The following is a 25,424-nucleotide window of genomic DNA, read 5'->3' on the forward strand; positions in this document are numbered from 1 at the left end:
GAGGTCGCCTCGGCGAGACGACCCTACCACGACCGGATCAGGGAATCCGCAACCGCTGCCCCGGGCGCAGCGCATTGGCGGCGCTGAGCACTTCGCGGTTGGCTTCGTAAATATCCTGCCAACGCGTGGCGCTGCCGTAATAGCGCATGCTGATGCGGGTGAGTGAGTCGCCCTCAACGACTTCATGGAAACGCTCGGCACTGGCGCTCGATGCCGGGGATGGCGCAGCGGCGGGAAGTCGCGGCGTTCCCGTCAAACTACGCCCGGTCGGGTTGAGCACACTCGCCGCCGAAGCGATTTGATCCAAGGTGTTTTGCGCCTGGCGCAGACGACCCATGAGCGCGGCGTTTTCGCGCTGCGCGGCGATGAGGCGGGTTTCCTGAGTTTGGCGTTCGCGTTCCAACGCTTGCTGTAGGCGCAGGTTCGCCACCCGCTGGGTTTCGAGTTGTTGTTCGGTTTCGCGAACGCGCACCGTCAGTTCCTGCATCTCGGAGGTTTGCGCGGTCGCCACGCCGACGGCTTGTTCCAAATTAGCCACGCGGTTGCGCGAAGCGGCGGCTTCGGATTGCGCCACTTGGAGCTGCGCTTGGTCGGCTTCGATGCGTTGCAGCAGATCGGTTTCCGCCTCCCGCAGACGGGCCAACTCAGCGCGTAGACCGTCGCGTTCACTGGTCCAGGTTTCCTGCGCTTCGGCTTGTCGAGCTTCTGCGGCGGCTTCGGCTTGGGCCACCTGCGTGGCGAGCGCATCGTTTTCACGCGATAACGAATCGTAGCTGCCGCGCAACGAAGCGAGTTCGCTACGCACGGTGGAAAGGTCCTGCGTCACGGACGCGACGGCGGCGAGCTGACGCTCCAGCTCGGAGCGGCTGGACTGGGCGGACTCCAGTTCCGACACGAGTTGAGCCGTGCGAGCTTCGGCCGCTTGTTGCGCGGCCAGCGAAGCCTCCAGTCGGTCGGCGATATCGCGCTGAGCGCTTTGCTGTTGAGCGTTGGCTTCACGCAACTGCGCCACGGTGACCTCGGCGGATTGGGCGGCCGCGAGTTGGCGGGAAAGATCTTCCACGCGCGCAGCCAGAGCTTGTTGTTGTTGCTGCCAACCGGCGGGGGGCTTGGGCGCGGACTGCGCTTCGGCAAGGGCGGTCTGGAGGGCCAGATTGTCCGCCTTCAACTCGGCGCCCGTTTGCGCGAGTTCGGTCACCTCGCGCTCGAGGTCGGCGAAACGCTGGTCGGCGTTTTCATCATCCATGGCGCGAGTCGCGAGCAGGGAACGGTTGGCCTCGTTGAGGGATTGGTTGGTTTCACGGGCGCGCTGCAAGCGGAGGGAAAGCGCGGCAAACTCCTTGGCGGCGGCGGCGCGTTCGTTGGCCAAACGTTCCTCCACTTGATTCACGCGGGCTTGCAACGTGGCCATTTCGAGCTCGAGGGCTTGATTGGAACCGGCTTCGGAAACGGCGGTGGCTTGGGCGGCGAGAGCGGCGGCCACCGCTTTCTGGGAGGCTTCGACGTCTCCCTGCAAACGCAGATTCTCGCCCGTGAGTTCCGCGATGATCGCACTATTTTCGTCCAGAGCCGCCTGGGCGGTGACCAGTTCTTCGCTCGCACTCGTCGCCTCCGTGAGGGCGGTGTCGCGCGCCGCGATCAGGGCGTTGATACGCTCGGCTTGATCGGAGGCACTGGCTTGGAGTTCGTCGATGGACGCGAGCCGCGACTGAGCGCGGGTGAGTTCAGCGCGCAGACGACGGGCATCGGTCTCGGCCGCGACGCGGGCGGCCGCGACCGTCTCGAGCTCACTCACTTGGGCTCGGGCGGAACGCACTTCGTCCTGCAGTCCGGCAATGACGGAGCGCGCATCGGCCAGGGAAGCCTCGGTGGCTTGCAGCTCCGTGGAGCTGGCCCCGGCATTGGCCAATCTCGCGGTCAACGTGGCGTTTTCCTCACGGCGGCGTTCGGCCTCGGCGTCGGCTGCTTTCACCGCCGATTCGAGCGACTGCACCCGCGCGGCGAGTTGGTCGCGCTCCATGCCGACGTTTTCAGCGCCGGAAAGTTCGGTCCGCAGTTCCGTCAATTGCAGACCGAGTTGTGCATTGCGCTGGGTGAGACCCTCGAGATTTGCCAGCTGCGATTGCGCGGATTCGAGTTGAACAGCGAGGGCGGCACTGGTTTTGCGCTCCTCATCGAGGGACGCCACCGCCGCTGACGCTTCATCCAAGGCCGCTTGAAGCGCGGTCATCTCCGCCGTGAGATCCCGGTTCGTGGCGGCGAGCTGATCACGATCGGTGGCGGCCGATTCCGCCGATGCCAATCGCGTTCTCAGGGTCGCAAGTTGACGGTTGAGTTCGGCGTTGCGTTCGCTCGCGGAATCCAAACCCGCGACCTGCGTTTGCGTCGTCTCGAGTTCGTGGCGCAGATCCGCAATCCGGGCATCACGCTCCGCGATCGCTTCGCGCGTTTGGGAGGAGACTTCGCGGGCCTGAGCCAGATCGAGTTCGAGGGCGGCGATGCGAGCGGTAAATTGTTGATTTTGGACCTGCGAACGATCGGCACTTTGCGCAAGCTCGGTTTGTTGCCGACGGACCGAATCGAGCTCGGCCGTAAGTGAAGCGTTCGCCGTTTCGAGCGCAGGAATCTGCTCGGACTGTGCTCGCGCCTGCGCGAGGGCATCTTCGAGTTCGGCGATGCGACCACCGAGGGCAGCTTCCGCCTGGAGCAACTGATCCCGCTCTTCCGTGACTTCGGTCGCGAGTTCGAGCTGGGCGCGCAATCCGGTCAGTTGGAGCGCCAGTTGCGAGTTACGGGTGGCCACCGCTTCATTTTGCGCCAACTGCGACTGCGCGGTTTCCCACTGCGCGCGCATCGCGGCGAGTTGCGCGTCGTGTTGGGAAGTCGCCTCCCGGGCCTGGGCGGCGGCGGCGCGGGCCTCCGCGAGGTCGATTTCCATCGTGGCAACGCGGCGGGCAAATTGTTGGTTCTGCGCCTGAACGCGGTCGGTCTCTTTGGCGAGGTCCGTGCGTTCGCGCCGGAGCGTGGTCAGTTGCTCCGAAAGCGTAGCGTTCGAGTCGCGCAATCCGACCAATTCTGTTTCCGCCGCACCGAGTTGTTCCTGGATCGAGGCAACTTGCGTTTGTAGTTGATCGGCGGGGACCGTGGTCGCACGCACTTTTTCCAACTCGGCGCTGAGGTCCTGATTCGCCGTCCGGGCGTCAGCGAGGTCGTCGCTGGTGATGGCGAGTTGAGCTTCCGCGGAGGCCAACCGGCTGCGCATCTGCCCCGCCGCCTGTAGCTCCGATTGGGCCGCGGAAAGCGCCGCTTCGAGGGTAGCAATACGATCGGACGACTCCGTGTTGATCTGCGCCAGCGCCGTTTCAGCGGTCGACGAGGCATCGCGAGCCGAAGCCAGAGCGCGCTCCAGTTCCTCCACCCGGCTTCCCGACCCATTGGCTGCGGCGGTGAGGCGCGTGATCTCCGCGTCGGCGGCGGCCCGCTCCTCCTGCATGGTCCCGATTTGGTGCGTGAGCGCTTCATTGGCGCGGCGCAAGGCGGAGAGTTCGGTTTGGGTTTGAGCGAGCTGTTGTTCACTCTCTCCGTCCGTGTTTTTAAGCGTCTCCTGCAGTTCGCCGATACGAGTGGTCAGTTCCTCGTTTTGCGCTTCGAGATCATCCACCGTCGCCACAATCGCGGCGCGTTGGTCGATACCTTCCCGCAGGTTCGTCATCAGCGTCTCGTTGCGCGACCGCAGCGCGGTGAGCTCTTCATTCGCCGCCGTCAGTCGGCGTTCTACGTCGGAGAGCTCTTCGGCCAGCGACGTGCCTTGGCGAGCTGAAGTTCGCGCCGCGCCAAGATCACGTTCGAGCGAGGTGATACGGGCGGTAAGCTCGGACGTCACGCGGTTGGTTTCGCGGGCCGACTCCACGGACTCGGACCGGGCGGTGGCCAAGTCCCGGCGAAGGTTGCCGATGGTGGAATCACTGTTTTGCACGCGGTCAACCAGCGGTTCCAAGGTGGCCAGTCGGGTGTTTGCGGCCGCCAGCGCGGCGGCGTTTTCCGTCAGCGCTTCATCACGCTCCCGCACCATGTTTTGCAACTGAGCAAGGCGCGTTTCATTCTCCGCGATGGTTTCAAGTTGAACCGAGGTGACGGACTGCGCGTTGGCGCGCTCGGCTTCGAGTTGTGCTTCCAGCGAGGCCAGCGCAACCTGGGTTTCCTTGAGCTCACCGTCGGTGCGACCGGCGAGGCTGCGCCACATCGTGAGCTCCTCGCTCAGGGTGCGGAATTCCTGCTGGTTGCCGGTCAGCGCCGATAACTGAGCCCGCGCTTCACTCAAGGCGGCTTCGAGATTGTTCTCCCGTTGGCTCACCGTGTCGAGTTGACGTGCCTTCGTGATCTGAGCTTGCCGCAGCTCGCTCAACTCGGACTGCAAGGCGGCGAGATCGGTGGAGGAAAGTTCGCGTTGCGCCGTCGCCAAGCGCCCCGTCAGCGCGTCGACTTGTGCGGTGGCTTGTTCGAGCTGTGCGGTGGTCTGCGCCACCCGTTCCTGCTCGGCCTGCAGGGCCCCTTCCAAGCGGGTCGTCCGGGAGGAGGAGTCGGCCAACTGGGTTTGCAATTGGGCCAATTGCTGGCTGTTCGCGGTGGTGGCGTTCGCGCGCGTTTCGGCCAGTTGGACGAGTTGTTCACGTGCAGATTCGAGTTCACCGGCAAGCTGCGTGCGGGTGGATTCGCTCGTGGCCAGCTCGCCCTGCAAGGTGGATACGCGACGGTTTGCCGCCTCGAGGTCGGACGCCCAGGTTGCTGCATTGGTGAGTCGCGCTCGCAGTTCGGAAATCTCGGTCTCGCGGGATTCCACCGTGGATCGGAGCGAAGCCAACTCGGTCGCTAGCGCCGGATCAGGCGCGGATTCACGCGTCGCCGCAGCAGCCAGTTGAGCCTCCAATTCGGTGATGCGAGCGCGGCTGCTTTGTAAATCGGCCGGGTCGGCGGCGGCGGCGAGTCGGCGGTTGAGTTCCGCCAATTGCACCCGCAATTGACCCAACTCGACGGCGGTGGCGGCGAGTTCCTCTCCGCCCTTGGCACTGGCGGTGCGCAACTGGGTGATCAGCGAATCGCGTTGCCGCAGGGTGGCTTCCAACTCCGCGACGCGCTCGGCCGGAGCCAGGTTTTGCTGCAGTTGCTCGTTGGCGGCGGTCAGCTCGGCCACCCGGGAGCGGAGCTGCTGCAGTCCGCCCATCGCCGTCTCCAAACCACGAATACGCTCGCGACTGCTGGTCAACTCGGCCTGCAGGGCGACCACCTGGTCCTTGGCGGCTTTCAACGCATCGGGGTCCGCGCTCGCCTCCGGACTGCGGTTGCGATTCACGTTGTCTTCTGCCGTGCGCAACCGGCGGGCCAGGCTGCTGAGTTCCAGCGTGGCGCGCTTGACCTCGGAATTGAGGGCGCGGTTTTCGCGTGCGATCCGCTGGATCATCGACACGGCCTGACCGATGACCCGGCGTTGATCTTCGGACGATACCGCGACGGAACCGAGTTGCTGCGACAGCTCATCCACGTAGGCCTGCTCCGAGCTTTCGGCGCGGCTGGCGGGTTCGGATTGCACCGCGCGGTTGTCGAGTTCCGCTTTCTGGCGGGCGAGGGTTTGATTGGCGGCGATGAGGCCGGTGTTTTCCCGGCGCAGGCGGGCGATTTCCGATTGCAGCTGGGCTTCAAGGGCCGCGTTCGAACCGGCCGATGTCGGAGCCGAAGGCGCGGCGGAGGCGGTGACCACGGGAGCGGGCGCGCTTGAAGTCGTTCCGGTGCCGGGCGGCGCGATGCCCAATTGATTGCGAAGACGGGTTAGATTGATGTCGGCCTCGGCTTGCTGAATGCGATTCAGGCGGGAAATCACCAAGTCCCGGCCGCGGGGATCGGCGCCGTTTTCCGCCGCCAATACCAGCCATGGGTAAGCCGCGGTGAAACTCTGCTGCAAACCACCCCGCCCTTCGGCATACATGATCCCGAGGTTATTCTGCGCGGGGCCGTAGTTTTGCTCGGCGGCGATGCGATACAGGCGGGCGGCCTCCGCGTCGTCCAAATCCACGCCACGCCCATCCTCGTAAAGCAGCGCGAGGTTGTAAGCAGCCCGGCTGAATCCCTGATCCATCGCCTGGCGATACCAGTGAATCGCCTGACTGAGATCCTCGGTGACCCCACTGCCCGTCTCGTAAGCCACGGCGAGGTTGAACTGGGCGTCGGGCACGCCGGACTCGGCGGCTTGGCGGAACCACAGCACCGACTCAAACAGATCAGGCTCCACCCCGAGTCCGCGCGCATACATGTTGGCGACGTTGAACTGGGCGGCGGGAAAATTGAGCTCGGCGGCGCGCAGGTAGAATTTGAACGCCCGCGGCATGTCGGCCGGCGCGCCGCGACCCAGTTCGTAGATCAGACCGAGGTTGAACGCGGCGGCGGCAAACCCGCGATCCGCCGCCCCTTGATAAGCAGCGATGGCGGCGGCGAAATTCTGCTCCACCCCGGCCCCGTTCATGTAGGCATTACCCAACATGTTAAGCGCTTCGGCATCACCGCTCTCGGCGCGGGTTCGGATGCTGGCGAAATCCGACTGCGCCTGCACCGGCTGCGCCACGAACAAGGCGGCACCCACGCAAATACGAGCCAGCGTAAACCTAAAGCGGTTGCTCGCGCGTATGTTTGAATGAGGCCCAGCCATGAATATCACAGCTTTCTTGTGGGGAATTTGCCTCAGGGCGCAAGGCACGGTTCACGCGTCGTTCAACCAACGACGCGACAGGGCAAAAGCGCGGCGTCCTGCATGCCGTGGATGATTTTCTTATCCGGAGGGCAAAATGTCGCCAACGCCCCGCCGAGCAGCGTCTTGCCGTCGCGCACGAAGTAGTAGGGACAAAGGCGCAAACGCCCCTGACGCGAGCCGGCCTCGGTCGGCTGATCCGCATCCGCTTGGGTCGACGGGTAAAGGCGATGCGCCAGACGGCGCGGTTTCCGGTATTCCTGCAACACGTGCAGGTTGGTCGGGGCGTCCTGAATCGCGATCTCCACCCCATCCTGCCACTCTTCGCGCGAGCAGTCAGCGCCGTAAACGACACTGCGCGCGCCCCACGCCGTTTCGTGAAAACCGGATATTTTGAGGATGAGATCGCGTTCCTTTTGGGAGGCTTGCGTGAGTTGATGCCAATCGGCCAGCGGGCGCCCTCCGGCCGACGGACCATCGAGCACGGCGCCAGGCGGCAACGGCGCGGGATCGACCACCCACGAGCGCGGAAAGAGTTTTTTCAACAGCTTGTAGGATTTGCCGGGCAGCGCTTCCCGCCAGTAGTCCCCGAGCAGATGGTGGTGGAACAGCGCGGCGCCCATTTTCTCCTCTTGGAAAGGTCGCATCGGCGGAGCCACGGCCAGTTCGCCCGCATCCCAGGCTTCGAAAATATAGTGCGCGTTGGGGATGTTTTCGAGGTCGTGCAGTTCGAAGAACCGGTAAACGACGTCGATCTTCTCGGGGTTGCCATCGACGTCGAAACAGAGCGCCGAACCGAGCGGGAACAGGTCGTCCGGATCGAGACAAAAAACGCGTTGGCCCCGGCGTTGCAGTTGCTCAGCGATCCACTTCATTTCGGGCCGATACGTGGCGGACTCGTCGCTGAGCACGATCGCAATGAGCGGATTTGCAATGGTCGGAGCGAGCGCGGCGAGCGAGCGATGAAACTCCCGAATCATGGCGTCGCTCTCACCGACGACATCCCCCTGGTCCGCATACAAGCGGTTGAGAAACGCCGTGAGCCCGATGCCGCCCGGCACGGAATCGAGCTCGGTCATCACAAAGCCATCGTCGGTCAGCAGCAAATCGGGGCGCAATACGGTGGGAAACAATCCACGTTGGCGTTTGTCGCGGGCATGCTTGACCAGCGCTTCCGGTTTGCCGCGATCGAGATACTCGGCGACCCACGGCGCGCGCAGCGGCTTGTTGCGCAGGAGGTTCTTGTCGGCGGCGGAGCGCAGATAGAGATTTTCCAAGGCCTCATGGAAATGCAGACAAGCTTCGCCAATGCGGTGGAGTTCGTCGATTTGGGCGGCCGTGAGCGGCCAGGCGTCGGGCGAGAGTTGCCACGTCTTGGCCTCGAACAGCGAGGTGTTCGCAAAAGCGTGCTCCAGTTGGTCGCGGGGAAGGTCCATGTCTTAAAAACGGAAAAGCTAAAACTCTGAAAAGCTGATCGGCGGAATAGCGAACGAAGAGGCCACTTAATTCAGCGATTCAGGCGGTAGAGTTTCAGCTTTCCAGCGTTTTCAGCCTAGTCGTCGACCTGGATGTCCTTGTTGCGGTGACGCGGGCAACCGGCGCGAAGCCAACCATTGATGAAGGGATCGAGCTCACCATCGAGCACGCCCTGCGTATCCGCGGTGGAGACGCCGGTGCGCAGATCCTTCACCATCTGGTAAGGTTGAAGCACGTAGGAACGAATCTGCGCGCCCCAGCCGATCTCACCTTTTTCGCCGTAGAATTTTTCCATCTCGCTACGCTGCTCATCGAGACGGCGCTCGTAGAGTCGGGCCTTGAGCACGCTCATGGCGCTGGCCTTGTTCTTGATCTGGGAGCGTTCGTTTTGGCAGGTGACGACGAGGCCGGTGGGAATGTGGGTGAGGCGCACGGCGGAGTCCGTGGTGTTAACACCCTGCCCGCCCTTGCCGGACGAACGATAAACGTCGGTGCGGATGTCGTCCTCGTTGAGGTCAACCTTCACTTCGTCGGTGATCTCAGCCACGACATCGACCGCGCAAAACGAGGTGTGGCGGCGCTGATTGGAATCGAACGGACTGATGCGCACGAGACGATGCACGCCGCGCTCGGCCTTGGCGTAACCGTAGGCGTTCTCGCCCTTGATGAGGACCGTGGCTTTGGAAATGCCGGCCTGCTCACCGGACTGCACGTCCTGGATCTCGACCGTGAAGCCTTGGCGTTCCGCCCACCGGGAATACATGCGAAAAAGCATGTCGGCCCAGTCGTTGGATTCGGTGCCACCGGCTCCGGCCTGAATCGAGAAAATGGCGTTGTTGCGATCGAACTGACCGGTGAGGAACGAAGCGATTTCGATCTCGTCGATGTTGTCGAGCAACGTGCTCACCGTGGACTCGAGTTCCTTGGTGTATTCGATGCGCTCTTCTTCGGACCCGGCTTCGATGAGTTCGAGCATCACATCGATATCTTCGAGTTTCTTGCGAAAATCGACCACCGGCAGGACGGCCTTTTTGAGGGCGTTGACCTTACCGATGTGCTTCTGCGCCTTGTCGTTATTGTCCCAAAACCCGGGCGCGCCCATCTGGGCGTCGAGGGCTTCTATTTCACGGAGTTTTTGTTCTCCGTCAAAGAAACCTCCATAACTGCCCGGCACGTTTTTTGATGAGCTCTATGTGGTCGTATGTTTCAGGTTGAATCATGATCGAACGAGCATCGCCGCAAAGTCGGACGAACGGCGCAAGAGCGAAAGTGCATCGCCCCTCACGATGGTGTAAAAAGAAATGGTGTCAGGTAAACGGTGACACGCCTGGGAACGCCGAGCTCCAGCTCGGCAGACGACGCGAAGCGCCGTCGGTTGGGGGCGCTTACCTGTCGTCAGCCTGATGCCGAGCTGGAGCTCGGCGTTCCCAGGGCGGCATTCACTTTCCGGGGATGTGCCCTGACATCACGTCCCGTTACACCCTCTCGCAGGTGCCGTTTCAGGTGCGCAACGAGCCCGCCTCGGTTTCCGCCAGAAACGAACCGTAGGTGCGCTTCACTCCGTTGGGCAGCGCGATGGCGGCCTGCCAGCCGAGAGCGGACAGCTTGGAGACGTCCATGAGCTTGCGCGGCGTGCCGTCGGGCTTGGACGTGTCCCACTTGATTTCGCCGGTGTAGCCGACGGTCGTCGCCACCAGCTCGGTGAGTTCGCGAATCGAAACGTCCGTGCCCGTGCCGACGTTGATGAGATCGGGCGGATTCTCCATTTCGAGTAGAAATGCACAAGCCGCCGCTAGGTCGTCGACGTGCAGGAACTCCCGTAGTGGCGAACCCGTGCCCCAGGCATGAACCGTAGGTTGTTCGGCCAATCTCGCCTCGTGGAAACGACGAATGAGTGCGGGTATGACATGCGAATTCTGGCCGTGATAATTATCACCCGGGCCGTAGAGGTTCGTTGGCATGGCCGAGTGGTAACACACGCCGTATTGACGACGGTAATACTCAGCGAGCTTGAGTCCGGCGATCTTCGAGATGGCATAGGCCTCGTTGGTCGGTTCGAGCGGGCCGGTGAGCAGACTGTCCTCAGACAACGGTTGCGGCGCGAGCTTCGGGTAAATGCAGGAACTCCCCAAAAACAACAACCGCGGCACGCCCGCCCGGTAGGCCGCGTGGATGGTGTTGGTGGCGAGAATCAGGTTCTCGTAGGCAAACTCCGCCGGGTAGGTATTGTTCGCATGAATACCGCCCACCTTGGCCGCGGCGATGATGACCACGTCGGGCTTTTCGGTGGCGAAAAACGACTCGACCGCAGCCTGATTGGTCAGGTCGAGTTCCGCCCGAGTGCGCACGACAAGCTCAACGTCGGGAACGTTTTGATAGTGGCGCACCAAGGCGCCACCCACCATGCCACGGTGTCCGGAGATGTAGAGTTTCATCGCGTGAGCGTCGGAAAGGTCTAGGCGAACGGAGCCTGTTTACAACGCGGGCAGGCTGGCGATCTGGGCTTCGCGCTTGGCGAGCTCAAGGTCGGCTTCGGTCATAATTCTGACGAGCTCCTTGAACTTCACCTTAGGCTCCCAGCCGAGTTGTTTCTTGGCCTTCGCCGGATCACCGATGAGCAGATCCACTTCCGCCGGGCGGTCGTAACGCTTGTCGTATTCGACATATTTTTCCCAATCGAGATCGAGCAATCCGAACGTTTCCTCGATGAACGCCTTGACCGTGTGGGTCTCGTTGGTGGCAACGACGTAGTCGTCGGGATTGTCCTGCTGGAGCATCATCCACATCATCTCGACGTATTCCTTGGCGTAGCCCCAGTCGCGTTTGGCGTCGAGGTTGCCCATGTAGAGTTTTTCCTGGAGGCCCAACTTGATGCGGGTGGCGGCCCGCGTGATCTTGCGAGTCACGAACGTTTCACCACGACGCGGCGACTCGTGATTAAAGAGAATACCGCTCGACGCGTGCAGGCCGTAGGATTCGCGGTAGTTCACCGTGAGCCAGTGCGCGTAAAGCTTGGCACAGGCGTAAGGCGAACGTGGCCAGAACGGTGTGGTCTCGATCTGTGGCACCGCTTGCACCTTCCCAAACATTTCAGAGGAGGACGCTTGGTAGTAACGCACCTTTTTGACCAAACCGGCCTCTTGAATCGCCTCGAGGATGCGCTGCGCTCCCATGCCCACCACGTCCCCGGTATATTCCGGCACGTCGAACGAGACGCGGACGTGAGACTGTGCACCGAGATTGTAGATTTCGTCCGGTTGCAGGCTGTAGAGCAATTTCACCATCTGCACGGAGTCGGTCAGATCGCCATAGTGCAGAAACAGCTTCACCCCGTTGACGTGGGGATCACGATACAGGTGGTCGATCCGGCTGGTGTTAAACGTCGAAGACCGACGAATCACGCCATGAACTTCATAGCCTTTGGCCAGAAGGAGTTCCGCCAAGTAAGAACCGTCTTGGCCGGTGATGCCGGTGATGAGTGCCTTTTTCATAAAAAGGACAGCATTACGGGGTTATCCGAAACTCGTGCAAGCCTGCAACCCGTTCAATTGCAGTCCGCTTGATTTTGCGGGGTGGTGAATGCAACTTCCAACCATGCGTCTCGTTCTCATCGTCGCCCAGTCCTTGGACGGCTTCATCACCCGTCATGACGATCCCGGCGTCGCCTGGGCTTCGGCTGCCGACCAGAAATGGTTTCGAAGCTGTCTGAGCGAATTCGATTGCAGCGTCACGGGGCGGGCGACCTACGAAGTGATACGCGACGTGGTTCTGGCCGCCAAACCCAACGGCCGCCGTCGTATCGTAATGACGCGTCAGCCCGAGCGGTTTAGCGCCGATATCCGTCCGGGGCTCTTGGAATTCAGTGCCGCCGAACCACCATCCATCGTGGCCTCGCTCGCCGCCTCGGGCGGTAAAAACTGCGCCGTGCTGGGCGGGGCTCAGGTGCACGATGCCTTTCTCCACGCCGGGTTGGTCGACGAGATATGGACCACCATCGAGCCTCGAATATTCGGTCAAGGCACCCCGCTGGTCGGCCGACGGCACGATCTTTCGCTGACCTTGCGCGACCACCAAAGACTTCCCGACAGTGACTCGATCGTGTTGCGCTATACCGTGCAGCGCTGAACCATACCCTTTCTTCTATGCGTTGGCTTGGTTATTTTATTATTTGGACGTTGGGCATCACGGTCGTCGGTGCCGTGTTGGGGTCCGTGGTTTTTCCCGTCGCCGGACTGTTTTTCGAGACGGAGCGTTCCGCCAGTGAAATGAGTGTCTTCGGGATAAAGACGCTGGGGTTCTATTTCGGAATTTGGGCTCCCGGCACGGCCCTCGTGCTCACCGTCAAAAAAGCCTACGAGGCGAACAAAACCGATTCAGCGGACGCCTGATCCCCGGCTCGATCCGACTCAGATTTGGAAGTCAGGCTGGCCGCTGATTTCGTGCAAACCGCATTCGCGCTTCTGGCCACCGAAGCGCGTGTCTTCCTCGGACATGCCCGCCGACAACGGCGTGGTGCTGTGCCAGTCGCCCAACGAGACGTAACCTTGCTCCCACAGGGGATGATACGGCAAATCGTGCTGCGTGAGATACCGATGCACCTCCCGGTTGTCCCAATCAATGATCGGGTGAATTTTGGTGACTTTGTTCTGGCTCTGCACCACCGGCAACTGCTCCCGCGTGCTCGCTTGGCTGCGGCGTAAACCGGCCAACCAAGCCGTCGCTCCGAGCTCCTTCACGGCTCGATCCATGGGCTCAACTTTGTTGATCAGATTATACTGCTTGAGCTCCTCTTCCCCGCGTTCCCAACGCTTGCCAAACATCGCTTCCTGGCGCGCGGCCGAGAGTTGGGGATTGAAAACCTTGAGGTTGAGATCGAGACGGCGCGTCAATTCGTCGGCGAAACGATAGGTCTCCGGAAACAGGTAACCGGTGTCGATGAACACGACCGGAATGCGCGGTGCCACCTGCGTGACCAGGTGCAACATGACCGCCGATTGCACCCCGAAGCTCGTCGTGAGGATCAGTTGCTCACCATAGGTATCCACGGCCCAGCGCACCCGGGCAGCTGCGTCCAAAGCTTCCAATTCAGGCTCGGACGGACGGGTGGCGACGGCGGTGGCTGCACTCATGACAGTCGCAACCTGCGTCATTTATCCGCGGAGTAAAGTCCGCTTTATGAGTTTGTTGATAAATTAACTATAGTTCATTGAACTACAGCGCCTTAAGTAATCGTTCAACTTCCGCGGCTTTGGCTTCGAGGTCGGCTAATTGCTTCTTGGCCCCGTCAATCACCGCGGGTGGTGCTTTGCTAACGAACGCCTCGTTGCTGAGGCGCCCCTTGGTGCCGGCGATATGTTTGCCGAGTTGAGCGAGTTCCTTGGTCAAACGCGCGCGTTCCGCCGCCGGATCCACTGTGACGCCCGTATCCAAATACAACGTGCCAAACGGCGTCACGATCGCGGGCAAGGCCGGTTCGTCAGCCGTGCGAGCGATCGATTCCGTGCCGATGAGGCGGACGAGCTTTGCCAGGTGCGGTTCGACGGCCGTCCACCCCGCGTCGTCGGCAACGAGCTGGAACGTGACGTCGCGCTTCTGGGCCACCGCTTGGTCGGCCTTGAGCTGACGTGCCTGCGACGTGAACTGCTTCAACTGATCGACGAGCACGGACGCACCGGTGTCGACGGCGGCACCGCGGGATGCGATGGCCTCCGCCAGATCCGCCGCCGTTTCCAGTCGGTTGTCCTGCAGGAAGGTGCCTTCCGCGCCGTAACCCAGTTGACTCCATAATTCCTCCGCGATGAACGGAGCGAACGGCTCGAAGAGCAGCAGGAACTGGCGAATGACCAAGTCCTGCACCGCCAGCGCGTGGTCCTTGACCGCCGGATCCTGCACGCGGGTCTTGGCGACCTCCACATACCAGTCGCAAAAATCGTTCCAGAAAAACGAATACAGTTTTTGCGTGGCTGCCGCGAATTCGAACTCGACGAAGCTCTTTTCCAACGTGCGCATGGCGTCGAGCAGCGCCGCCAGAATGGCGTGATCGTCTTCGTCAAACTGAGCCGGATCAAGCCGCGCCAGGATGGCGTCGAGCGAGCGGTTGTCGCTCATGTCGCCACTCATCGTGCGGAAGCGGCACGCATTCCAGAGTTTGTTGCAGAAGTTCTTGCCGGTCTCGATCCGACTTTCGTCGAACTTCACGTCCTGACCGAGCGGAGCCATTTGCAACAGACCGAAGCGCAGGCCGTCGGCCCCATACGACTTGATGAGATCAAGCGGGTCGGGCGAGTTGCCGAGCGTCTTCGACATCTTGCGCCCCTGCTTGTCGCGCACGATGCCGTTGAAATAGACATGTTTGAACGGGATGCGTTGTTCGACCGGCGCTCCCGGGCGGGCGAATTCGAGACCCGCCATAATCATGCGGGCGACCCAGAAGAAGATAATGTCCGCGCCCGTGGCCAACGTGGTCGTCGGGTAAAACGCGTCGAAGTTCGACTTGGCTTCCGCCTCCGGATCGGGCCAGCCGAGCGTGCCCATGGGCCACAGCCAGGACGACGCCCAGGTATCGAGGACATCCGCCTCTTGATCCCAGTTTTCCGGGTCGGTCGGTCCTTCGAGCGAAACGTGAATCTTGCTCGGATCCTGCAGATCGGCCTCCGTCAAGGTCTCCTTGTCGATACCCTTGCGATACCACACCGGGACGCGGTGGCCCCACCAGAGTTGGCGGCTGATGCACCAATCCTGAATGTTCTCCAACCAGTTCAGGTAAACCTTGGTCCACCGTTGCGGGTGCAACTGCACCAACCCGTCGCGCACGACTTGCTTGGCTTCCTCGACGCGCGGATAGCGCAGCCACCATTGCTGCATCAGGCGCGGCTCAATCGGCACTCCGGCTCGTTGCGAGTAGCCGACATTGTTTTCATACGGCTTGGCCTCGATGAGGTTGCCCCGCTCTTCGAGCAACTCGGCAGCACGTTTGCGTCCGGCGAAACGTTCCATGCCAGCCAATTCGGGACCGGCGGCGGCGTTAAGGGTGCCGTCGGGCTCCAAGCAGTCGATGACCTCCAACCCGTTGCGTTGGCCGATCTCAAAGTCGACCTTGTCATGCGCCGGGGTGACTTTGAGCGCTCCGCCGCCGAATTCCATTTCGACCATCTCATCGGTGATGATGGGAAGCGCCACGCGTTCGCCGATCGGCCGCCACACGTGCTTGCCGATGAGCGCCGCAAAACGTTCGTCCTTCGGGTGGACCGCGACGGCAACGTCGGCCCCGATCGTTTCGGGCCGCGTGGTTTCGAGCACGATGTGGGTCGTCTCGCCGACCGGCTCAACCAACTCGTAACGAATGCGCCAGATGTGGCCCTTGGTCGGCCGCATTTCGACTTCTTCGTCGGACAATGCCGTGAGTGATGCCGGACACCAGTTGACCATGCGCTTGCCGCGATAGATGTGTCCCCCCTGGAAAAGCTTCACGAACGCCGTCAGCACCGACTTCGAGTAAGCCGGATCCATGGTGAAATTTGTGCGATCCCAGTCACACGAGCAGCCCAACTCGCGCAGTTGCTGCAGGATCTTGTCGCCCTTTTCGTGCCGCCAGTCCCAGACCCGTTCGAGGAACGCCTCGCGACCGAGATCGTAGCGAGATTTGCCTTCGGTCTTCTTGAGATGCTTCTCGACCATCGTCTGCGTGGCAATACCGGCGTGATCGGTGCCAGGAATCCACAGGGCGGCTTTGCCTTCGAGGCGGGCGCGGCGGATCAACACATCCTGCAGGGTGTTGTTGAGCACATGGCCCATGTGCAGAATGCCGGTCACGTTCGGTGGGGGGATGACGATGGAATAGGTTTCCTGCCCCGGGGCAGCTGCTCCGGCAAAGCAGCCGGCCTGCTGCCAGGCGGCATACCATTTGGCTTCAACGTCTTGGGCTTCGTAGCTCTTGGTGATCTCGGGCATGGCGATAAATTGAACCTCCCACCGAACGGCCCGCGGCTGACTCTGGCAAGCGCTGAGACGGGTCGCGGGGCTCGGACGCCAAAAACGCGCCGGCCCGAAATTGCGGGACCGGCGCGGCATCGAAACCGAGATGATGCGGTGGAGGTGAAGCGGACGCCTACGGCTTGGCGGGCGTCTTCAGCGTGCCGCGATGCACGTCGTTGCCGTTTTCCCAATACTGCACCGAATACAGCCCTTGTTCGATCTGGGTTTTGTATTCGACGAAGTTCTCGATGCTCTTCGAAAGCTGTAAACTGTAGTCCAGCGCGATGGCTCTACCGGGATTGAACGGGTGACCACAGTCGATGTTACGGAACCACTGCATCCAGTAATCGTCGGCCGGCGCCCCTTGGCTGGCCGGCGGATTGGCGGGAGGATTGTTCAGAAACGGCAGGATCGAAGTGACGACGGGATACTGCGCCGTGCTGTGGCATGACATGCAGCTCGAAAGTGGATTATCGACGGGACCATTGAGGCGAAATCCCCAACCCAAATGCGTGGGAGGTAATTCTTTGCGGTCGTTGATCTTCGTTTCCTTCAGCGCCGGATTCTGCCGGGTCACGGTCGGAGTCGGGTTGGAGAGGTTGACTCTCACGTCCGGGTCGTTGCCCCACATGAGACCGACCGGCACCAGATTGGCCCAGCGGTTTTTTTCGCCCATCTCACCGTTATAAACGAAGGTGCCAAACACCCAGCCGCCGGTTTCGTCGGCCCGCGGGTCGCGCACCATGATATCCATCTGAATCAATTGCACACCTGCCTGCATGCGCGAGGTGTCGGTCGACGGCAGCGCGGGGTCGACATCCTTGGCATAAACGTAGGCCTGCCACGTCACCGGATCGGTCAGGTAGGGGACTTGGGTTTCATCCAACGTCGTGAACAGCAATTTGGCCACCACCGTGCCGATGGGAAACCCCTTGCCACCGGCCATGACCGCGAGATTGGGATCACCGGGATCGGCCCAGACTTGGCCAATCTTATATCCCCCCAAGTCGTTATAAAAACCGACCGCATAGGCGTGACTGACCTGCGTCTGCTGCGGCCCCAGCATCCGCTCGTTGATCGGCCCTTCCTGCGTGAGCCCGTGAAAGCCTTCGCGACCGGTTGGGCCCCAGTGCTGCCACGGGACATGAAACCAATCCCGCACTTTGTTATCTTCGAGAAAGAACGAGTTTTCGATGCCATCGGGCCGCGCATTGCCTTCAAAAACGTAGCGACGCACTTCCATGATGTAGTCGCGCCACGACGTTTCGAAGTCGATGTCCAGAATTCGCTTCACGCCTGCATCCATTTTGGGTTTCCGCTGCGGAAAATCCTGGGCCAGCACGAAAACTCGATCGTGGTAACTGTCGGCCGAAAGCATGAATCCGAAGTCAGGGAAATCGGGAAGTCCCTGTTCTTCCTGGTAGAGCGTCTCGAGGGTGGATTTTAGCGAATCCTGGGCCAGCACTCCGGCCTGGCTCCCCATGAAAAGGGCGCCGAAAAATATGACGGCGCACCGGTGTTGATTTAAAGCATACATGTTGGTAGCTGGGGTTTAACGATTTAGCGAATAAACGCAGATGCATCCGAGCTCCGGTCACGGAGTCGTTCGGCGGGGGTAAACATGATGCGAAATCGCACCACGGCGGGAGCCAGCAAGCATGCCGGAACAGTTAAAAACCGACCCGGCGAAGCCTCTCCCGCCTATAACGGCCGAATACCTCGCGATCTTTCAAAAATAAGGCGGGGCACCGCTTTCTTCGGTCCGGACGGCCAAACTTGGACGTTGCACGGTAGGCCCACTCCAACGGATCGTTCCGGCTGCCTGCCGATGTCCGACCTCACTCAGCAACACGCCCTCGAACGCTTGAACTTTACCGGCGACACCTCCGTCGCGGATCGGACGTCGGCTTGCAAAAACTTCCTCCAACTCGAGACCAGCCGGCTCAAAATGCGTCACGACTCCGGCGCGCCGGGCACCGAAACCGCCGCCGAACTGGCCCACGCGGTCGATGTGATGCTGGTGCAACTTTTCGAGTGCGCCCTCGGCACCTGGGAACGCGCCAACGGTAAACTCCCCAGTTCGGTCAGCCTGATCGCACTGGGCGGCTACGGTCGCGCGGAACTGAGTCCGCTGAGCGACATCGACCTGATGTTCCTCTTCCCCGCCAAGACCCGTGCGTCGTTGGTGCAGCCGCTGCAGGAACATCTTACGCAGGAGATCCTTTACCCGCTGTGGGACTGCGGCCTCAAAGTCGGGCACTCCACGCGCACCCTGGACGAAGTCTTCAGCGAGGCCCGCACCGAGATCCAATCCAAAACCGCCCTGCTCGAATCGCGTCTGCTCGCCGGTTCCGCCAGCTTATACGAGACGTTTGCGACCTCCTATCGCAGCTTTTACACGCGGGAAAACCCTGCACAGTATCTCACCGAGCGTCTCGAGGACCAAGCCAACCGACGCCAGAAATACGGCGGCACCGTTTTTCTCCAGGAACCCGACATCAAAAACGGCGTCGGCGGACTACGAGACTACCAGAACACCATCTGGATCGCCCGCGTGAAGCTCGACATCGACGACATCGACGAGCTCGTCACGCAGAAATACATCCGCCCCAACGAGCTGAAGGCCTTTCAGCGCGCCTACCAGTTTCTCCTGCGCGTGCGCGCCGAACTGCATTTTCAAAGCAAGCGCCCGACTGACCTGCTGGATCTCGAAGCCCAACCTCGCATCGCCCTCGGCCTCGGCTACACCGCGCCGGAACTGCTGCGTCGGGTGGAGTTGTTCATGCGCGATTACTACCGCGCCGCCCAGACCATTTACCGGACGTCCAAAATCGTCGAAAACCGGCTCGCACTCAATCTGGAAGCTCCGCCGGACGCGAAGTTCTCCTTCGCCGATATCATCCGGTCACGCCGCTACGAAAAGGTCCGCCGCATCGATGGTTTCCTGCTGCGCAGCAACGAACTTTCCGCCGGCAGCTCGCGCGTCTTTGCCGAGGATCCCGACCGGATGATTCGCGTGTTTCGCCACGCCCAACGCTTGGACGCGACCCTGCACTTCGACCTGCAGTCGCTCATCCGCGACAACGGAAGCCTCATCACCGGCGACGTAATCAGATCGCCCGATGCCAACGTCAGTTTCAAGGCGATCCTGCAGGAAGCCGGCTCGGTCCACCCGACGCTGAGCAAAATGCATGAGCTGGGCGTGCTCGGGCGCTTCATTCCGGAGTTCGATGGCCTGACCTGTCTGGTGCAGCACGAATATTACCACCGCTACACGGCCGATATTCATACCTTGAATACAATCCGCGAGCTCGACGACATCCTCTCCTCCGACGATCCGAGCACGCAAAAATACCGGGCCGCCCTGCGGGAAACCCCCGAGCCCGAGTTGCTGTATCTCATTCTGCTGCTGCACGATATCGGCAAGGCCAAAGGCATCCGTCACCACGCCGAATCCGGCGTGGAAATCGCCACGCCTCTGCTCACCCGTTTGGAGATCGATGAGTCCAAACGCGATATTGTTACTTTTATTATTCGAAATCACCTCGTGATGGCACGGTTTTCGCAGAAACGGGATGTGGATGATCCCGCCACTGCTGAAGCTTTCGCCGAGACGATTTCAGAGCCCGACCTGCTCCGTTATCTCTACGTGCACACCTATTGTGACGCCCGGGGCACCGCCTCGGATTTGTGGAACAGCTACAAGGACACGCTCCACCAACAACTCTACCGCAGCACGCTGGAGTATTTGGTTCACGGGGACGCCATTGCCGCACGTCATCGGAAACGCCTCCAGATGATCCGTCACGAACTCATTGCCCGCCAAGTGCCCGGCGTCAGCGAAGACGAGATCTCCGCGCACTTCAACCTGCTGCCGGACCGCTACTTCCTCAACACCGACCAAGCCGAGATCCTGCTGCATCTCCACATGGTCAACCAACTGCTCAAAACCATCGCCGCGACCGAATCCATTGGTTCGCTGCGCCCGGTGGTCGAATGGCGCAATGATCTCAACCGCTCGCTGACCGTTGTCCACATCGTGACTTGGGACCGGGCCGGCCTGTTCTTCAAACTTGCCGGCGCATTCAATGTGGCCGGGCTTTCCATTCTTTCCTCCAAAGTGGCCTCCCGGGGCGACCACATCGCCATCGATACGTTCTACGTCACCGAGCCGGGCGGCGGTCCCGTGGAGAGTGACAAGGTGCGGCAAATCTTCGACGACACGCTCGAAGCCGCCCTGCTTCACGACAAAGACTTGTTGCCCGAAATCGTGGCCCACGCGGAACAGGCCGCCTCCGCTCGTCGCTACACCCGCGACAATGGTCGGGCCGAAATGGTGCACGCCACCTTCCCCCCTCGCGTGGATATCTACCACGAACTTTCGATGGAGCGAACGATCGTCGAAGTGCAGGCCCCGGACCAAATCGGCCTGCTCTTCCGCGTCGCCCGCACCATCAGCGAGCATCAGTTTGACATCACCTTCGCCCGCATTGGCACGGAACGACATATGGCGATCGACACCTTCTACATCGTCGATGTGAGCGAAGGCCCGATCAGTGATCCGCAGCGTCTGCAAAACCTGCAGGATGCCCTGAAGCTCATCGTCACGCCGCGCGCCCCCGCCCACGCCTCATAACACCGGAAAAATTCCGGCCGCGCATTCGGCAACTTCGCTCCAACTTAGACTGGCCCCGGCGGCCCCGGTCTCGCCACACTGCCGCACGTGGAGCTCCCTGCCGACCCTCGCACTCTTCCCGCCCTTTATCGCATCAGCACGCTCGCCGGCCGTCGCGATGAACCGCGTCAGATCCTGCATGCGATCCTTAAAATCGTGATCGATGCCCTCGGGGCCGTGTCGGGCGACATTTCCCTGCTCAATCCCGACACCGGTAAGCTGGAGATCGAAATCGCCGACAAAGGCGACGGCACGCCCAACGAGAGCCTCTCACTGCGTCTCGGCCAGGGCATCACCGGCTGGGTCGCCTTTCACGGTCGCCCGCAGCTGGTCATGGACGTGGAGCGCGATCCGCGCTACGTGCGCGTCCGCGAAAATGTTCGCACCGAAATGGTCACTCCCATGATCGGCGCCAACAGCCAGGTTATGGGCGTTATCAACGTCGACGGCGACCGCGTGGGCGGCTTCAACGACATGGATCTCGAGCTCATGCTCGCCCTCACCGCCGAAGCCACCACGGTAATGGAGCGCCACTGGGAACTGCTCAATCTGCGCGGCAAGGAGCGCCAGCTCTCCACCCTCATTTCGATCGGCCAAACCCTGGTTTCCAAATTTGAGCCGCAGGAGCTTTTTGAGAGCATGACGCGGGACGCCCGCACCATCACCAACTCCCGGGCGTGCGCGCTCTACCTCCACGACGCCGAGGCGCAAACCGCCCGACTCGTCGCCTTCGACGGTCCCGAGTCCACCCAACTCCCCCACGAGGAGCTTCCCCTCGACACCTGTCTCGTATCCTCGGCGATTCATACGAAGCGTTCCGTCGAGTTTTCCGACATTCAGTCTCCCGAGTTCGTCGATGTGATCGATCTCCCCCGCGAGCCGAATCTGCGCTCCATGCTGGCCACGCCCATGGCGATTGAGCAAGAGATCATCGGCGTGCTGGTCGTGTTCACGTCCGTGGTTCACCGGTTCAACAACGACGAAAAACGTCTCGCCCGCGCCCTCACCAGTCTCGGCGCCGTCGCCCTCCAAAATTCTCGTCTCTACGCCCGCGTTTTTCAAAGCGAGGCCACCCTGCGCAAGAACGAGCAGCTCACCACGCTCGGTCTGCTCGCCGCCGAGATCGCGCACGAGATCCGCAACCCGCTCACCGTGCTCAAGCTCCTCTTCAGCACGCTGCGCCTCGACTACCCCGAAGGCGATCCGCGCAAGACCGATGTGCGCGTGATTACGGAAAAGCTGGATCAACTCGAAGCCATCGTCAGTCGGGTGCTCAACTTCGCCAAGGCGCCCTCCAGCCTGCATTCCCGCTGGAACGTGAGCGACATCATCGAGGACACCTTGGTGCTTATTCGCCTCAAACTCACCCAAGGCAAGATCCAGCTCAACTACGACGCCCCCGAGCAGTCCCTGATCGTCGATGTGCACAAGGGCCAGCTTCAGCAGGTGTTGCTCAACCTGCTCATCAACGCCACCCAGGTCATGCCCGACGGCGGCCGCATCACCCTGAGCGTGACGGCGGAGCACCCGCCCGAGGGCGATCGCCTCGTGCGTATCGATGTTTCCGATACCGGCCCCGGCATCCCCGCCGAGATGCGCGACCGTATCTTTGACTCGTTTCTGTCCGGTCGTCCCGATGGCACCGGTCTCGGTCTGGCCATCGCCAAGCGCATCCTCGCCAGCCACCACGGCGACATCGATCTGCGCGCTTCCGGTCCGGAGGGCACCACCATGAGTATCATCCTGCCCTTGGCCTAGGCCGACCACCCCCGCCGGTTTCAACTTTTCCACGTTTCCAAATTTCCGCGTTTTCCCCCATGTCCCGACCGCCTCACGGTGACCCACGTCGCCAACTCTTTCTCCTCAAGTTCTCCGTAGGATTCCTGATTTTTTTTGCGCTCATCATCCTTGTGTTGCCGGGTGTGATTCCCAAGCCGCTGCGCATTTTCATCGCGGTGATTGACCTGCTGGCCGCCGCCACGATCTGGCTGTTGGGTCGGCAAAAATTCCCTCGTTAAAACGTCGCGCCATCGTCGCCGTTTTTCCACCCGACCCGGTGTCATGTGTCCTTGTGGTTACGCTGCGGTGAAGTTCGAGTGAAGCACCCGCCGGTGCATTGACCGCCCCGCCTTCTGCGCGCCTTGGTTCGGGTGACCACTTATCCGCCCCATGCCAAAAATCGCCCACTTCTTCGCGCGGTCCGTGCCGCTGCTGTTTCCGGCCGCCCTTTGGGCGCAGACCACGGCGCCTCAGGATGGCGTCATCGAACTCGAGGCTGTCGAGGTCACGTCCCAATTTCGCGTGCAGGAAATCCAGGACGTGCCGATTCCGGTGACCGCCTACTCCGGGGCAGCTCTCGAAGCCCTCGGTATTCGGCAATACAAGGACCTCGCTCCGTTCGTCCCCGGCTTCATGGTGCAGGAGCAGTCGCCCAACAACCCTGGCATCAACATCCGCGGCGTTACCACCGATAGCGGCGACCCGCGCAGCGAGACCCGCGTTTCCCTCTTCCAGGACGGCGTCTCCATCAGTCGTTCGCGCGGCAGCGTCGTCGAGCTGTTCGACATGGAACGCGTCGAAGTGCTCAAGGGACCGCAGGGCACACTCTTCGGACGCGGAGCCGAAATCGGCGCCGTCTCGTTGATTCAAAACAAAGCCCAAAACGCCACCCAGATGCGGCTCACCGCCGGGACCGGCAGTTTCGGCAGCACCCTTTTTGAGGGCATGTTCAACGCCCCCATCATCGAGGACACGTTCTTTGGTCGTGTCGCCTTCACCGCCGCTCAACGCGACGGCACCATCGACAATGTGGCCGACGGTTCGACCCTCAATGGCAAGGAGACCTCGGCCTTGCGCGCGTCCTTCCGCTGGCAACCCACCGGCGACACGACGGTCGATTTCATCTTCAACTACCAAAACGACAATCCCCCCGGCACGTCGTTCAAGAGCGGCACGATTGCGCCTCCCGGCGGCGACACGTCCCCCTACACGTTCGCCGCCCTCAACCGCGGTCGCGACCTCTACATCGATCGTTCCGTCTGGGGCGGCACCCTGCTCTTCAATACCAAGCTCACCGACACCTGGTCGCTCAGCAGCATCACCGGCTATCGGGAATTCGATTCGTTCGAGCAATTCGATGCGGACGGCTCGTTCGTCGATTTGCTCGAATTCGCCGAGGACGCCACCGGCGATCAATTCAGCCAGGAATTTCGTTTCAACTTCGACAACGGCGGACCGTTCATCGGTTTCGTCGGCGCCGGTCTCTTTCGCGAGCAGGGCACGCAACGCGTGCCGTTCTACGGGAATGAGCAGCAGATCTGGCCGTTCCTTTCCGGCTCGTTTCGCGACGGTATCATCGCCGCCGGCGTGCCCGCCGCCCTCGCCGAGTTTGCCATCCCCGCCGTGAATCCGTTCGTGCCGGTCACCGCTTATCCGGCGAGCATGGCCGCGTTCGCCAATCCCGCCTTGCCTCCCAGTCTGCAAGGCTTGGCGTTCCTCGCCGGCGTCCCGCTCAAGGGTTCCCACGTCGAGGAGTATTCCGCCCGCGGTGAGACCACCGCCTACGATGTATTCGTCGACGGCACTTACCGTGTCACCGACCGCTTCGAGTTGACCGGCGGTTTTCGCTTCACTGCCGAGGACATCACCTCGGGCTACGAGGCCCACCGCGTCAGCGCCACACCCGCCACCGTGGGATTCATTCTGGGCGCCGGGGAGAACATTGCCTTTACGCCCACCAACGGAGTGCGCGAGGAAACCAACGATTCCACCGGCTGGGTCGGTCGTCTCAACGCCCGTTACGAGCTCAACGACACCACCAGCACCTACGCCAGCGTCTCCCGCGGTCGTCGCCCCGAAGCGGTCACCATCAGCGCCACCGGCCCCGCCACTTACCTGAAGGAAGAGGTCGTCTGGAACTACGAGATCGGCGTCAAGGGCGTCAGTGCCAACCGTCGTCTCAATTGGAGCGCCGCCGCCTTCACCTACGACTACGCCAACTTTCAGACTACCATCGCCGACCCCGCCCAACCCGGCCGGTTCATCACCACCGACGCCGGCAACGCCACCGGCATCGGCGCCGAACTTGCCGTGCAGGGCGCCCTCACCGAATCCGTCAGCGTGTTCGCCAGCTACGGCTACACCGATGCCACGTTCGACGACACCGGCGACAACGGCCGACCGCAGGAATTCGCGGGTTACAGCTTCCGCCTGACGGCCGAAAACACCTTCGCCCTCGGTCTCACGTGGACCCTGCCCGTCGACGGCATCGGCCAGTTCTGGTTCACGCCCGTTTACCAATACAAGTCCGAGCACTTCTTCGACGACAACAACGGCAACTTCAACTTCGCCCTGCGCGAGGATGGTTACAGCCTCGTCAATCTCCGGGCCGGCTGGCGCTCGGTCAATGGGCGCTGGGAGCTCACCGGCTGGATCGAAAACATCGCCGACGAGGATTACCTCATCGATGCGGGCAATACCGGCGGCTCCTTCGGCATTCCGACGTTCATCGCCGGCTCGCCGCGCCTCTGGGGCGTGAGCGCGACCTTCAACTACTAACTCGCG

14 protein-coding genes are annotated in these 25,424 nt (G+C 61.6%); 6 read left to right on the forward strand and 8 right to left on the reverse strand.

The genetic code is table 11. The annotated features are described in order from the left end of the window. Positions 1-37: 37 nt before the first annotated feature. From PXH66_RS13890 to gmd, 5 genes are all read right to left on the reverse strand, one after another. A complete protein-coding gene (locus PXH66_RS13890; protein WP_330929195.1) occupies positions 38-6,631 on the reverse strand; it encodes a LysM peptidoglycan-binding domain-containing protein in 6,594 nt (2,197 codons plus the stop codon). Between the two features lie 128 nt (positions 6,632-6,759). Continuing rightward, entirely contained in the window at positions 6,760-8,172 is a 1,413-nt protein-coding gene (locus PXH66_RS13895) for a hypothetical protein (protein WP_330929194.1), read from the reverse strand. Between the two features lie 116 nt (positions 8,173-8,288). After that, a protein-coding gene (prfB, locus tag PXH66_RS13900) for a peptide chain release factor 2 (RefSeq protein WP_330929193.1) occupies positions 8,289-9,432 on the reverse strand; the annotation gives its coding sequence in 2 pieces (ribosomal slippage) (positions 8,289-9,359 and positions 9,361-9,432; 1,143 coding nt in all). Positions 9,433-9,711: 279 nt separating this feature from the next. Next, positions 9,712-10,647 carry a GDP-L-fucose synthase family protein gene (locus tag PXH66_RS13905; protein WP_330929192.1) on the reverse strand — a complete coding sequence of 312 codons (936 nt, stop codon included), beginning with the start codon at positions 10,645-10,647 and terminating at the stop codon, positions 9,712-9,714. A gap of 39 nt (positions 10,648-10,686) precedes the next feature. Continuing rightward, entirely contained in the window at positions 10,687-11,703 is a 1,017-nt protein-coding gene (gene gmd, locus PXH66_RS13910) for a GDP-mannose 4,6-dehydratase (RefSeq protein WP_330929191.1), read from the reverse strand. Between the two features lie 103 nt (positions 11,704-11,806). Between gmd and PXH66_RS13915 the strand changes: the two genes are divergently transcribed. Both PXH66_RS13915 and PXH66_RS13920 read left to right on the forward strand, forming a co-directional pair. Beyond that, a complete protein-coding gene (locus tag PXH66_RS13915) occupies positions 11,807-12,337 on the forward strand; it encodes a dihydrofolate reductase family protein (protein ID WP_330929190.1) in 531 nt (176 codons plus the stop codon). A 17-nt stretch (positions 12,338-12,354) separates the two neighbouring features. Further along, a complete protein-coding gene (locus tag PXH66_RS13920) occupies positions 12,355-12,600 on the forward strand; it encodes a hypothetical protein (protein ID WP_330929189.1) in 246 nt (81 codons plus the stop codon). An 18-nt stretch (positions 12,601-12,618) separates the two neighbouring features. Here PXH66_RS13920 and PXH66_RS13925 read toward each other — a convergent pair whose 3' ends face one another. The 3 genes from PXH66_RS13925 to PXH66_RS13935 form a co-directional block, all read right to left on the reverse strand. Then, entirely contained in the window at positions 12,619-13,341 is a 723-nt protein-coding gene (locus tag PXH66_RS13925) for a phosphoadenylyl-sulfate reductase (protein ID WP_330929188.1), read from the reverse strand. 82 nt (positions 13,342-13,423) lie between these two features. Continuing rightward, a complete protein-coding gene (locus tag PXH66_RS13930; RefSeq protein WP_330929187.1) occupies positions 13,424-16,162 on the reverse strand; it encodes a valine--tRNA ligase in 2,739 nt (912 codons plus the stop codon). A gap of 157 nt (positions 16,163-16,319) precedes the next feature. Further along, positions 16,320-17,723, reverse strand: coding sequence for a hypothetical protein (locus PXH66_RS13935; protein WP_330929186.1), 1,404 nt, complete (start codon positions 17,721-17,723; stop codon positions 16,320-16,322). A 291-nt stretch (positions 17,724-18,014) separates the two neighbouring features. Between PXH66_RS13935 and glnD the strand changes: the two genes are divergently transcribed. The 4 genes from glnD (at position 18,015) to PXH66_RS13955 (ending at position 25,418) form a co-directional block, all read left to right on the forward strand. Further along, positions 18,015-20,822, forward strand: a complete 2,808-nt coding sequence (glnD, locus tag PXH66_RS13940; protein WP_330929185.1) for a [protein-PII] uridylyltransferase — start codon at positions 18,015-18,017, stop codon at positions 20,820-20,822. A gap of 87 nt (positions 20,823-20,909) precedes the next feature. Next, positions 20,910-22,619 (forward strand): GAF domain-containing protein, encoded by a 1,710-nt coding sequence (locus tag PXH66_RS13945; protein ID WP_330929184.1) that lies wholly within the window; start codon positions 20,910-20,912, stop codon positions 22,617-22,619. Positions 22,620-22,678: 59 nt separating this feature from the next. Next, positions 22,679-22,879: a hypothetical protein gene (locus tag PXH66_RS13950; RefSeq protein WP_330929183.1), complete on the forward strand. Its 201-nt coding sequence runs from the start codon at positions 22,679-22,681 to the stop codon at positions 22,877-22,879. A 151-nt stretch (positions 22,880-23,030) separates the two neighbouring features. Beyond that, positions 23,031-25,418, forward strand: coding sequence for a TonB-dependent receptor (locus PXH66_RS13955; RefSeq protein WP_330929182.1), 2,388 nt, complete (start codon positions 23,031-23,033; stop codon positions 25,416-25,418). Positions 25,419-25,424 lie beyond the last annotated feature (6 nt).

Origin of the sequence: Synoicihabitans lomoniglobus (genome assembly GCF_029023725.1) — a bacterium.
Taxonomy (GTDB): domain Bacteria; phylum Verrucomicrobiota; class Verrucomicrobiia; order Opitutales; family Opitutaceae; genus Actomonas; species Actomonas lomonigloba.